Raw genomic sequence first — 14618 nt, forward strand, 5'->3', positions numbered from 1 at the left:
GGGGGAAAGCACTTTATCCGATGAATCGACGGAAGAGGTAATCACAGAAGCGATACAGGAGGAGACGGAACAGCAGGTTCTGGAGGAGGATTCTGAGGAGGAAAGTACTTTATCTGATGAACCGACAGAAGAGGTGATGCAGGAAGAGCTGGAGTTGGAACTTGAAGCCTGGAGGCAGGAAGCCAGGGAGGAATTAGAGAAAGCCGAGGAGGTTAGGAAATCAAATGAAGAGCAGGCGGCAAAGATAGATGCAAGGTCTTCACGGGCAATCCTGGATTTCCGGGGAGAGGGTACAGAACAAAACCCCTATCTGATTGAAAATGCGGAGAACTTGATACAGCTGCAGGAGTATTCCGATTCTGGCAATGCGTTTTCCGGAACGTATTTTCAGCTTACCGCAGATATCAATCTGAATAGAGGGGAAAACGGGGGTTCCGTTCCATGGAGTCCCATATCGAATTTTAGCGGTACCATTGACGGCAATGGATTTATGATTACTGGTTTGTATCTGGGATCCCAGGGAGTATATCAGGGGTTGTTCGGACTCATTCAAGATGCAGAAATTAAAAATCTGACGGTGAAGATATCCGGGCAAGAGGGAGCGGCAACCTATTCAGGTGTATTAGCAGGATCGGCGGTACAAAGCACGGTATCCGGCTGCTCCGTACAAGGGGAACTGAACACGGAAAGTGAGTATGCAGGAGGGCTGGTTGGATATTTATCCTTATCGAAGGTATCCGGCTGCAGATTCGCAGGAACACTTTGGGGAAAAATAACCGGTGGCATCGTGGGAATGTCGGTAGACAGTGATATAAAAAGCTGTATCACTTCAGGGAAAATCCGCGGCAGTGAACAGACCGGCGGCATCATTGGGCAGTTGTTCAGTACGCCGGTTACCGTACAGGGGATTCTGACATCTGTGGCGGAGTCCAATTACAACAAAGCGGACGTCTACGGTATAAAAGAAGTTGGAGGGGTGATCGGAAGCGTGATTAATAACGGTGACCCCCGTATCCGGGTGAATTTATTGAAGAATGCCAATAAAGGACAGGTAGCTGCGGAGAGCATCGTAGGAGGACTGGTAGGAAAAGTAGATGGCAATATTACCATTTCAGATTGTTATAACAATGCATCCGTAGCTGCGCTCACAGCCTCTGTGGCAGGGGGAGTAATTGGGCGGTTTAATATGGACGATAAGTATGCCTCCTTAAGCAACTGCTACAACTCAGGTGAAATTGTGGCCGCCAATTCGATGATGCTTGGGGGTATAGCAGGATATGCAGAGAGTATGATTCTGAAAAGTTATATATTAGCCAATGGCATCAGAGGGATTGGACGTGCAGCTGGCAGTGCATCCGGTTCAGAAACCAATATTCGTATTTTACAAAAGGAAAAACTCAGGGATTTTAATGGTTCCATACAGAAGCCCTTTTTAATTGACGAAGAGAATCGAAATGATGGATACCCCATTCTGGATTCTATCGAATACGTGGAAGGGGGCGCTTCGGGGGAGCTGGAATTTCTCTATGCATCCGGTTCGGATCAGGATTACAGCAGTATATGCTACTATGAGGACTCCTACTTCTATGAGGATTCCTTACACTATAACCCCAGTCTGTCAACAATGTCATTAAGCCTTGCAATGTCGGCATTTGGAAGCAATGAAGCGCCCTATGATAAAAAAAGCAAGAATGCAGACAGGCTGTTATCGGATATCGGTTTTGGGGATATCCGGTATAATCATGCATTCGAGGTAAAGCCGGAACGGGATTCCATTGGGGTGATTGCAGGAAAGAAAATCATAAATGATGGGGAAAAGGATTACACCTTAATTGCGGTGGCAGTCAGGGGAGCAGGCTATGAGGCGGAATGGGCAGGTAATTTCCGATTGGGAGAGAACGGAGAGCATGAGGGCTTCTCAATTGCCAGGGATCATGTTATCAGTTTTTTGAATGACTATGTGGAGGAACAAAATATAGAAAATGAAATAAAAATCTGGATGACCGGATACAGCCGGGCATCAGCAGTAGTAAACCTGACTGCAGCTACGCTCCTGCGGGATCAGGTAGTGGGAGGAGACAAACGGATTCTTCCGGGTGATGTATTTGCATATGGATTTGAAGTACCGGCGGGGACATTGCTTGATTTAGCCAGGGATGAAAACTTAGATCCCAAAAGCGAATACCAATATATCCATAACATTATTAATAATAATGATCCGGTGCCTAAAGTGGCACCAAAATATTTTGATTTTACCCGGTATGGAATTGACCATACAATACCGACAACCAGCAGCCAGGCTGGTTACGATGAGGCAAAAGAAACCATGCTGAAAAGCTTTCAGGTATTGGACAGTACGGAGGAATATGTGGTGGATGATTTTCGAATGAAAAGAATCCGCGCTGATGTGCTTTTGAATGCCGGAGTGATTGGCATCACAGCCATTGTCGGGCTGGGTATTGGAAAAGGGACGCTGGCAGGACAGGTCATTAAAAGTTTAACGCTGGAGGATAATCCGAAAGATACAAGAACACAGGAGGCATTTTTGGAACAGACCGTAAACGACTTATCGGAGAAAGTCTTTGTCAGCCGTGCCAATTACGTAGAGAATTATCAAAGTATTCTCCGGGATATGATGGGAAGTATGTATGAACAAGAGCCGGATAAATGGAAGCAATTTATAAAACAATTATCTGCAAACCTCATACAGTCACTGATAAATAGAATGGCACTTGCAACTATAATCCAGGATCAGTCTACAAAGGATGAAATGGTAAGAATATTGGTTCCGGACGTGAAACAGTCCGTGAAGGATAGCCTGGCGGAAGTAGGGATCGAGTCGATATCGGATGAAACAGTGGATAATATGGCAGATTTCCTGACGAAGATGTTCATAGATTATGCCTTACAAGACCTGGATGCAACAGTTACGCTGATTGGGAATATGGAACAGATCGCATCTGCCCATTATCCGGAGCTATGCCTTGCCTGGATGCAGTCCATGGACCCTAATTTCACCCCCCTGGAGAACCTGAACCACTTCAGCAACGGTTCGTACCGGGTTTTGTCTGTCAATTGCCCTGTGGATGTGGAGGTCTATGACTCCTCTGGTGTGAAAGTGGCAGCGATTATTCAGGATACTCCTGTGGAGATAGAAGACAGCAGCATTATCTCCTCGGTGAACAGTAATGGGGAAAAGCAGTTTTTTCTGCCTGCAACAGAATCTTACCATTTGACCCTGACGGCAGTAGATAATGGAGATATGACTTATACCGTGAATGAATTTAACCCTGTAGTGGAAAGTATTAACCGGATTGTCTGCAACTATGACGTACCTCTCCGTAAAGGGGATGTCTTCCAGGCGGAAGTACCGGCATTTGATGAGGAGGATATCGAGAATGGGACTGCAGTAAATGGTTCCGGCGTGGATTATACGCTGCGGGATCCGGGTAATAAGGTGATAAAACCCGATGTCAATATGACCGGAGAAGAGGCAGCTAACGCTGTTTACACGATACAAGCTTCTTCAGAAAATACGAAGCAGGGTATTGTAACTGGCGGCGGAATAGTCAGGTTCGGAAGCTTTGTGAAGGTTATGGCCCAGCCTGTAGAAGGATATGTATTAGAAGGCTGGTATACGGATGGAAGGAAGGTATCGGAAGATGCAGAGTACAGGTTCCGGGCAGAAGGAGATCTGGAAATTACGGCAAGATTTAAAGAGCAGGTCACACAGACCGATACAACCAAAAAGGCTTTTACGGAAATCAGTACGCCGGGAGAGCTAAGAGCGGTTGCAGATAATCCCACAGGTTCTTACAAATTAGTGTGTGATATTGATTTGGAAGAGGAGCCATGGGAACCAATCCAGAATTTCAGCGGCGTATTCGATGGAAATGGATATAAGATTCAGAACCTGAAAATAGACAAGCCAGATACAGAAAATGTGGGATTTTTTGGTTCGCTTACCAATGCCCTTGTCAGGAATGTTGCAATAGATGGGGTCAGGATCAATGCAGAGGGAAGTTTGGCGGTAGGCGTTTTAGCCGGGAAAGCCCAGGTCAGAAGAGCGGTAATTGATAATTATACAGGCAGCAGTATATTGAATTGTTCTGTTTCAAATGGTATGGTCTCAGGCGGTGAGCATGTGGGCGGTCTGATCGGCAAGACAGATAAGACAGTGAGGATATACAGAAGCTACACAGACAGAGGCTTGCAGGTAAAAGGAGTACGATATGTGGGTGGTCTGATTGGGAGCCAGGAGAGATTTGCGAATCAAAAGTGGATTAGCGATATGTATGTTGAGGAGTGTTATTCCGATGCAGAAGTCACAGGTGTGGACTACGTCGGCGGTATGACCGGACAGGTAACAGGTGGTAATTATAAAAACTGTTATTCAGATGGAACCGTGGTCGGAAATGATCATGTAGGCGGTCTCTTTGGGGAAGCATTATTTGATACTACAACTTCACTTATAAGATATGATGGAGTCCAGTACTGCCATTTTTCAGGAACAGGGAGGGGATTTACCAGCGTACTGGGAATTAACCCTTTATCTGAGAAGAACAGTATCAAAAATGTGTATTTTACCGGGGATGTAACGTTTACAGAGGAAGGGAATCAAGCTTTAACGGAGGAAGCAAAAGCTCTGGGAGAAAATGCATATGCTTCCTATTGGTGGTCATCTATTTGGGCAAAGACTGCGGAGAATAAGCCCTATTTGATAGCAGTTCCGGGGAATTGGGAAGATTCCAGCGAGCCGGGCACAATAAACAACCCATACCTGGTTGCAACGGCGGAAGAACTGGTTCAGATTAGAGATAACCTCAAGGGACATTATAAATTAGTAAATGATATTGATTTAGCCGGGATAGACTGGGAGCCAATCGGATATTTTGACACAAATTCAAGTATCAATTCAGAGGAAAGCTTCTCGGGGAGTTTGGACGGTGGTGGCTATACGATTCGAAATGCTGTAATCCGTGGGAAGCGGGAGAGGGATGCGACCGGTCTTTTTTCAAGGACACAGTCAGCCGTTTTCAAGAATATCCGTTTAGAGAACTTTGATGTCAGGGGGAATTACTGGACAGCGGGGCTGGTTGCCCTTGCGGCAGGAGATACATACATGGAGAATTGTACGATTGATGATGCCAGTAAGATTGTGGGATCTTATAGGGAAGTACTTGGAAGCCTGTTTGTCTCATATAATTCATGGAATTCGGGAGGATTATTTGGATTTGCACAGAATATCAGAATCATGGACTGCAGCAGTTCGGCACAGATCGGAGATCCGGATGTATTGGGGGCATTTAGTACAGAAAAGACAGGAGGACTGGGAGGTGCCGCCACGAAAATCATTATGCAGCGCTGTTATTTTGACGGGATGATTTATGGAAAGAAGAATGTAGGCGGGTTGATAGGAGATACCCGAAGCGGAATCTTTGAAGACTGCTTCTTTGATGGTAAAATAAAGGCATACAGTGCAGCAATGGGATTAAGCTTTGTGGCCAGTAACGCTTACCTGGAAGTGAAAAACTGCTATACAACAGGAACAGCAGAAATAGAGTATAAAGGATATCCATTCAATGCCTATGGCTATCACAGTGATGAGACCAATGTAGATAACTGTTATTATAATAAAGAGTCTCTGGAACCGAAATACTGCCAGGATACAGGCAGGACAGAGGGGGAACTTAAGAAGAGAAAAACCTTTGTGGACTGGGACTTCAATCATGTGTGGTATATGGAAGAAGGGACATCTATGCCAAAATTAAAGAAAATAGAGCTATAACAGATACCTCCTCTTACTTTTAAAAGGAACTAAGACATTAAGACATCTGAATTGAAAACCTGTGTTTTCAACCAGATGTCTTTTTATGTGTTCGGGCATGAAATAAGCACCGTACCAGTATTTATTAGATCCAAAAAAGGCGTGGACTGCATCTCCATACCTGACTTTAGATCAATAAAAATAACCAGGGTACAAGGAAATAGATCAAGTTCAATGATAAAATGAGGTAACAGTTCAGACAGGTATGCGCATTTACTGCGCATACTGTGAGAAAGTGATTCAGGAGTTCAAAAATCCCATCACGTAAGCGATTATAAATGGATTTTTGCAGTAACAGGGCAGCTTGTCTGAACTGTAACAAAATGAGACCAGTCATGTGGGAAGGAGCGGGATATTTTGATAAAAAAGACGAAATTTAAATTATACATACTGTCAGCAGTGATTTTAATTGTTGCAGCAGGTATTCTTTTTACCTGTTTTCCAGGGAAAAATAAAAGGATTGTAGCTGTTGTAAATGACATTCCCATTTATCAGGAAGAAATTGCATTTGCAGCAACCGGGTTACGGCTGTCTATCCGCAATGAATGGATGAATACCTATCACCTGGATTCAGCAGGATTTTCCTGGGAAAAAAGTTATAACGGAGAGGAAAGCGCTTTATCCAGTGTAATGGATAAGGCTGTCCGGGAAATTGCAGCGGATAAGCTGCTTCAGAAATTGGCACAGGATGAGGGATTAATAAAAGCAATTGATTATCCGTCTATTCAAAAGCAGATGGAGAGCGAGAACGCACAGCGACAGGAGAAAAAGAGCAATGATAAGGTGTTTTACGGGATTACAAGCTTCCCTGAGAGCCAGTATTATGACTATCTGAACCAGAATTTAAGACTTCAGTTAATCCGGGAATTAAGCGGGGACAAGTCCCTTGCTTTATCGGATAAGGAGATGCAGGAGATCTACAAAGAGAACCTGGAATATTTCCAACATGAAGATTTTGAGACGGTGAAGGCAAGTGTGGAGGATCTGGGATTAAAGGAAAAATTTGATCAATATATGGAAGATATGCTTGCGAAAGCAGACATTCAAATAAAAAAGCCGGAGGTGATGGAAGAGGCAGTTAAGAAGGCAGTGATGTAGCTAAAAAATAAAGGCTGGCTATATCAGAGAAAAAGGAGGAAAATTTAATGAGATTGAAAAAGCAATGGACCGCCAGAGCAATGAGTGTTCTTCTGGCATGTACGATGACCGTTTCCGGTCTGCCGGCTATGGCACAGGCAGCGGAAGCAGAAAGTGCGTCAGAGGTTGTGGCAGAAACGGGGGCAGAAGGTGCGTCAGAGGCAGGTACACAGAAACAGCATGGTTACCAGACAGTGGTAAAGGAATACGCACCTGTAGCTGACGGAACCGTCTATTATGTAGATAGTGAGGCTGGAAGCGATGAAAATGATGGAACATCGCCCGGAAAGGCATTTCAGACTCTGGATAAAGTGAATGGTGTGAAGCTGAAGCCGGGGGATTCCATTCTGCTGAAGAAAGGAAGTATTTTTGATAACCAGCGGCTGTATCCAAAGGGAAAAGGAACGGAAGAAAGACCGATTCTGATCAGCAGCTACGGCGAAGGAAATATGCCCGTAATTAATGCAGGCGGTTTTCGTAAAAGCGGTGGGACCAACAAGGATGGAACGCCAAAATACGACGGGCATAAAGAGGCAATTTTGATTGAAAACATGGAATACACCACGGTTACCGGTATTGAAGTAACCAATGACGATGATTTCACGGTAAACTGGCAGTCCGGTGCATCCAACAAGGATGATGAACTTCCAAGAAGGCTGGGTATCCATGTAACGGTGGATGAACGTGCAGCAGATACCTATAAAGGGCTGGAAGACCGTTCTTATAAAGGCGTTGTAATAGACGGATGTTACGTTCATGATGTTGACGGCAATGAAAACAGAGGCGTAAATAAGGTAGACGGCGGTATTGGAATCGAGGTTATTTTCAGTTCCAAAGCAGGAGTTTATCCGTATTTTGACGGTGTAACCATTCAAAATAACCGGATTGAGAAATGTGACCGTACCGGAATTAAAGGAATCCGTATCTCTGATTTAGATAACTTTAAGCACAATGATCCAAATAAAAGCGATTATGATCCCAATAACGATGCGGATAACAATGGAGCCAATGACGGATCCCGAAGCAACAATATCCGTTACAAAGACCAGGCGCAGAGAAACTATAAGGTTCTCAACAATGACGTATCTGATATTGGAGGAGACGGAATCCTGGTATGTTAGACAAAAGGAGCAATTGTAGAAAATAACTTACTGCACAACCATACTATGCGTGCAAATCCTGGTGCCAATGCCGGAATATGGTCCTGGAATGCGTTTGATACGGTGTTCCGGTATAATGAAAGCTACGGAGGCCCGTCTTATAACCAGGACGGATGCTCTTATGACAGCGATTATCTGAGTGCAGGCACTATTTTTGAATACAACTACAGCCATGATACACCCATGGGATTTATGCTGCTGATGGGCGGCAATGACACGGATGTAGTCCGGTATAACTTAAGCCAGAATGACGGCATGGTCTGGAGGCACATTGCCGCAGGGAGCAGCACGCCAAGTTATGTCTATAACAACGTATTTTATTACAATGGAGATAACTGGAAGTGGTCTTTGGGCTCCCCTAATTCCGTAGCATCAAACTGGAATTTCTACAACAATATATTTTACAACACCAGTACCAAGAGCAACGGCGAATGGGGCAATGTGGACTGGTCTAAGGCAGGGGTTGCGGGCAACCTGGTCTATAATGCCACGGGAACTTATTCCGAAAATGAAATTGCCGGTGCAATACACGGAGATCCGGAATTCGTAAATCCCGGAGGAGGCGCAGACCGGGAAAATGGAAATAAGGATAATATCTGGTCCACACTGGAAGCTTACCAGGTTACGGACAGCTCTGCAGCCATTGGCGCAGGTACTTATGTAAATGTAGTGCCGCAGACCAAACAGTCCAATGCTGGGCAGTGGGATTATACTTCTGACCGTAATGCAACGAAAGATTTCTACGGAAATCCGCTTTATAACGGGGTGCCTGATATTGGAATCCATGAGACAACAGCAGAAAGCAGCCGTGATTTCAAAATTGAAAAAAATGCTGTTTACCGCCTTATGAATACCGGTCAAATGTCTTATCTGGAAATAAGCGGCAGTAAACTGGTGTTAAATAAATCGGAAGATAATAATCAGGGCTTCAAGCTTGTGGGAACAAATGACGGGGTTAAGATCCGCATTTGGGATTCGGAAGCCAACAGCTATCAGTATCTGGCTTTAGTCAAAGATGAATTTGCTTTATCCGAGACAGAGCAGACCGTCTGGCAGACCGAGGACCTGCACAATGGATTGTTCCGCATTCATGCAGGTGATCAGTATCTGAGCCTGGCAGATGGAAAAGTTGCAGCAGAGGCAGCAGCAGATACAGCGGCACAGCAGTGGTATCTGAAACTGGAAGAACATTCTTCCTCCTTTAATACCGGAGGCGGTGAAGTGGAAGGATTTTCTCCGGATCAGGCATTTGAAGAAGAAAAAGGGCACTCCGGTTATTACGGTGAGGTAAAGAAGGTCAGCGGCACCGCTTCAGGAGCCGAAGAAGTATATAATACTGCTCTTACCGGATCGGATTTTGGTTATAAAATCTATGCAAAACAGGGCGAATACAACGTTAAGCTGAATTTTGCGGAGTTAGAGAATGTAAAGGACAGAACCTTTGATATTCTGGTAAATGGCGATCCATATGAGGTCTATACTATCACAGGCGGCAGTGCAGTGAAGGAAATAGGATCTGTTTATCCGGTGGACGGTATCATTGATATCCGTCTGGTAAGTGCTTATAATGGGGACGGAGATTTGACTGAGGCAATCTTAAACGGTATTTCACTGGAAAGAAATGCAATGTCGGATGTCAACATGCGTCTGAACTGCGGCGGCGAAGCATTTGACGGTTTATATGCCGATTCCTTATTCCCCGCAGGCGGCAGCGGATATTACGGAGAAAATACCAAGACAGAGACAGGTGCAAGGCTTCCGGACCCGGATGCAGGAATGGGCACGGTTCTCAAATCTGCAAGGTCAGGTGAGGACTTTGGCTATAAATTTAAAGCCCAGCCCGGTAATTACCGTATAAAATTATACTTTAATGAAGTGACGGAGGCAGAACATACCTTTGATGTAACTATTAACGGTAAAACAGTCAAAGAAAACTTTAACATCAAAGAAGCGGCGGGAGGAAAAGAAAAAGCGGTGGATATTACCGCATATACCGAATCCCAGAACGGACTGATTGACATTCACTTTACCGGCAAGGAGGGAACTTCAGCAATGGTAAATGCCATTGTAGCGGAACCATATTCTGGTATCGAGGGTGATAATCTGGCTGTTGGAAAGACTGTGAGCGCCAGTTCCGAAAAGGGCACCAATACGGCAGTAAAGGCGATTGATGATAACCAGTCCACACGCTGGTCTGCACAGGATGACGGAGAGCAGTGGTATCAGGTGGATCTGGGTAAGAACTACATGATTAACAATGTGGCAGTTGACTGGACTCCGGGGGCATATGCCACAAAATACCGTGTAGAGATCTCGGAAGATGGTGTGGACTTTACTACAGCGGCATCTGTTAATGCGGCATTGCCGGGATTAAATGTAACCAGATTGGATTCCGAAGTGGCACGTTACATCCGTATAACAGGAGAAGAGAAAAATGATTCCTGGGGTATTTCCATGACAGAGCTTGGCGTGTACGGTACGGAAGTACGTGGAAATGCAGGTGTAAATGTTCAGACAAATCATATAGATGGCACAGACCTTGATTATAATCTGAACATCGGTGCCCAAAATATATACAAACGTTACAAAACAATGACAGTTAAGTTGACTTATGACAGCAGGAATGCGGAGTATGTGGAGTCAAAGACAGATTTAAATGCAGCTTCTCTGGTACATGTATCCACATCAGAACCGGATCTTACAGACCCGGAAAACGCAGTGGTAACATCTGTCTTCAGCATTAAAAAAGCGGATGGATTTATGGAGGCGGGAGAAATTTTATCCGCCAGATTCAAGGCGTTAAGTCAGGAAAAAACACCGGTCTTTACAGAAATCGCCCTGACAAATGCGGCAGGACATGCAGCAAGCCTTCCGGTGAAGAAAGTATTTATTCCCGATGAGGTAAGCAAAGAGCTGTTAACTGCATTTATTGCAGATGCAGTGGTTCTTCATGATGAAGCTGTCACAGGCGACATGCGCGGACAGTATCCCAAAGAAGCAAAAGATGCATTTCATAAAGCGATAATGGCAGCACAGGTAACAGCAGAGAACCCGGATTCAACGGCAGACAGCTATAAAGAGTCTTACCTGGCGCTGGAGGAAGCGGTGACTGTATTTAAGAACAGCGTAATAGTTGCCAAATATACAAATTACCACAGGGATTATGAAATTGATACAGAAGCAAACTATTCCGGCGGAACAGCCACAGTAGAAAACCAGGCCCTGAAACTGAGCTTATCAGGCAGCGGAAAAGTTCATGTAACAGACCAGGATTCCACCCCATTAAAAGAAGGTACTTATTATACAAGGTTCTCTGTCAACAACTTATCTGACCAGACCAGGTTTGTAATTAAGCTGACAACCGGAAATGAGATCGTAGTGGGAATTGACGGAACCAGCAACTGGTTCTGGGAAGATGGTAAAACCTACGGATACTTCAAAGGCTTTGGCGTAAGTGTTAATACAGAATATGAATTGCAGGTGAATCTGGTTATGACCGGAGCCAATACTTGTACCTTAGAGCCAATTATAAATGGGGTTTCCCTTGGAAAATCCGGAAATATTTATCACGACGGGGCGGCAGGCAGAGCTGGATTCTCCACCAGAAATGTGGCAAGAACCTTTAATGTGAAAGAATTCTATTTCACAAACGCACCAAAACATGTGATTCATGTTACCGCGTTGGGAAAAGGAAGCGTCAGCCAGACCGGCGAAGTGACTGCATTTGAAGAAGCGGACAAGACATTATTCTTTACTCCGGAAGAAGGAGAAAGCCTCACGAAAGTGCTGGCAGACGGCGTAGATGTAACGGACCAGGTAGTGAACAACGGTTATACCTTTGCCTATATCCGGGATGACCATACTCTGGAAGCGACGTTTACAGGCGACGGTGGCAGCGGAGAAGAGGAAGAAAAGGTTACCTACCACCAGGACTACAATGTAGAGGATACGGCTGACTATACAGGAAATCTCCTGGAAAGCAGCGTTGTAGAAGAAGATGGCGTAAAAATTAAACTGAATAAGGGAAGCGACAGTAATTTCCCAATGGCAATGGACACAAATGCTCCGGAAATTACAGAAGGAACTTTCTATACCAGGTTTGCAATTGATGACCTGAGTGACCAGAACTTGTTTGATATCAAGACAGGGGACGGAGGATTCATTCGGATTGGATATGAAGTAGATGCCGCTGCTGGCAGAGCAGCTTGGTTCTATGATAAGTCCGGCAACAATCCGGGATGGGGAGATTTTAACGAGACAACCCCGCTTACCGCAAATGAAGAACATGAGTTAAAGGTTACCTTTATCAAAAATGAAACAACAAATTATGACATCACGCTTGTGGTGGATGGCGTAAATCTGGGAACCAAAACATTAGCTTATGCACAGACTCCCGGTAAGTTTGGCTTCGGTGCCAGAAGAACAGGTAAGACTTATACAGTAAAAGAAGTTTATTACACCACGGAAGATGAATATAGGATTGATGTAACCACAGGGGAACATGGTTCGGCGAGCCAGGAAGGCAGCGTCACCGTATTCGGCCTCAGCAATAAGACTATTTTCTTTACACCGGATGCGGGATATGCAGTTGATAAAGTACTGGTAGACGGCACAGAGACAGAGGTGACGGATTCTCAGTATACCTTTACCGATATTACGGGAAATCATTCCCTTGCAGTATCCTTTAAAGAGACAGAAGCTCCTGTTGTTGACAAGTCAGCGTTACAGAATCTATACGATGAAAACACCGGAAAACTTGCAGAAGATTATACCCCGGACAGCTGGGCAGAATTTGATTCGGCAATGAAAGAAGCAAAAGCAGTATTAGACAGTGAGACAGCAGATCAGGCGGCAGTGGATGCAGCCAGAGAATTGCTTCAGGCGGCTGTCAGCGGATTAGAAGAAGTAAAACCACAGCCGGCGGATAAGACAGAATTACAGGCACTCTATGATCAGAATGCAGATAAAGCAGCAGAAGATTACACCCCGGACAGCTATGCAGTATTTGATGGGGCAATGAAAGCGGCAAAAGAGGTACTTGACCTGGAGACAGCCACCCAGGATGATGTGGATCAGGTATTACAGACATTAAGAGATGCCATTGCACAGCTAAAAGACGCAGGCTCCCAAGAAGATATGAAAGAAGCGCTCCGGTTACTCTATGAAGCTAACATCACAAGAGAAGAAGGCAAATATACCCCGGAATCCTGGAATGTATTTGCAGAAGCCATGGATGAAGCAAAACGTGTGCTGGATGATCCCCAGGCGGTTCAGGAACAGGTGGATCAGGCAAAAGATGCACTGCAGAGCGCAATTGACGGATTGATAATAAAAGAGCCGGTTCCGGAAGTAAATAAAACAGCACTTAAGAACCTGTATGATGCAAATAACGGAAAAGACCAGTCAAAATATACCCCGGACAGCTGGACTGCATTTACAAATGCCATGAATCAGGCAGAAGCAGTGCTAAATGACAATGAAGCAACCCAGGAACAGGTAGATGCAGCTTATGGAGAACTAGAAAAAGCGGCGGCAGGGCTTACGCATATCCCGGCACCCGTTGTAAAAGTAACCGGAGTGAAGCTGGATCAAAAAAGTGCAGTTTTATCAGCAAAAGGAGCTTCAATTAAATTAAAAGCAACCGTATTGCCGGAAAATGCCAGTGATAAGTCCGTAACCTGGAGATCAAAAGACAAAAAAATTGCAACCGTTGATGCAAAGGGGAAAGTAACGGCAGTCGGAAACGGAAGCACCAGGATCACCGTTACCACAAAAGATGGGAAAAAGACAGCAGAATGCACAGTCAAAGTACAGATTGTGAAGAAACCGGCAAAAGTAACCGGAACAAAGGTCAGCAAGACCACAAAGACAACCTTAACCCTATCCTGGAATAAGATAAAAGGTGCGGATTCTTATAAAGTATATGTTTATAAGTCCAATAAGAAGTGGAAAGACTTTGAAACCACAAAGAAAACAAGCATTACTTTAAAAGGGTTATCGGCAGGCACGAAATATACGGTAAAGGTTGCGGCAGTGAATAAAGGCGGCAGAGGAGCTTACTCCACAGGAGCTTCTGCAGCAACAAGACCGTCAGCCGCCAGATTAGGCACCATTAAAAAGAATGGTTCCGGCAGTATAAAACTATCTTATAGTAAAGTCAATGGCGCCCGGTACGACATTTATATGAAGACCGGTAAAGGAGATTACCGGAAAGTAACCACATCTTCAGAAACAAATGCAGTGGTTAAAGGACTGAAAAAAGGAAAAACCTATCGTTTTAAAGTACGTACCTTCATCAGGACGAAGGGAAAGAATTACTATGGAAGTGATTCAAATGTAAAGAAGTATAAGGTGAAGTAAGAATTCAGGTCAAAGAGATAATCAAATACCCTCAATCATCTGATAATGTATCAAGAAATCAAACTTTTGTGCATAGTACGGATTGAGGGTAAATGGTAGAATACAGTTACAAAGTGAAAGGGAGGAAACAAATA

3 protein-coding genes and 1 pseudogene are annotated in these 14618 nt (G+C 44.6%); all 4 read left to right on the forward strand.

Annotation, left to right across the window (positions count from 1 at the left end; translation table 11 throughout):
* Positions 1–5788, forward strand: a pseudogene (locus ACH2DQ_RS24225) (hypothetical protein); the annotation flags it as partial.
* A 396-nt stretch (positions 5789–6184) separates the two neighbouring features.
* Positions 6185–6925 (forward strand): hypothetical protein, encoded by a 741-nt coding sequence (locus ACH2DQ_RS24230; RefSeq protein ID WP_394912065.1) that lies wholly within the window; start codon positions 6185–6187, stop codon positions 6923–6925.
* 47 nt (positions 6926–6972) lie between these two features.
* The gene (locus tag ACH2DQ_RS24235; RefSeq protein WP_395028576.1) at positions 6973–8085 is read left to right on the forward strand and encodes a hypothetical protein; all 1113 of its coding nucleotides are present in this window, start codon (positions 6973–6975) and stop codon (positions 8083–8085) included.
* A 45-nt stretch (positions 8086–8130) separates the two neighbouring features.
* Positions 8131–14484 (forward strand): malectin domain-containing carbohydrate-binding protein, encoded by a 6354-nt coding sequence (locus ACH2DQ_RS24240; protein ID WP_395028577.1) that lies wholly within the window; start codon positions 8131–8133, stop codon positions 14482–14484.
* Positions 14485–14618: the final 134 nt, after the last annotated feature.

It is taken from the genome of Robinsoniella sp. (assembly GCF_034124845.1).

What these genes read in the sequence shown, in the direction of transcription:
- ACH2DQ_RS24240 (WP_395028577.1), top strand. Translation starts at nt 8,131, where the DNA reads ATGCGTGCAAATCCTGGTGCCAATGCCGGAATATGGTCCTGGAATGCG.
- ACH2DQ_RS24235 (WP_395028576.1), top strand. Translation starts at nt 6,973, where the DNA reads ATGAGATTGAAAAAGCAATGGACCGCCAGAGCAATGAGTGTTCTTCTG.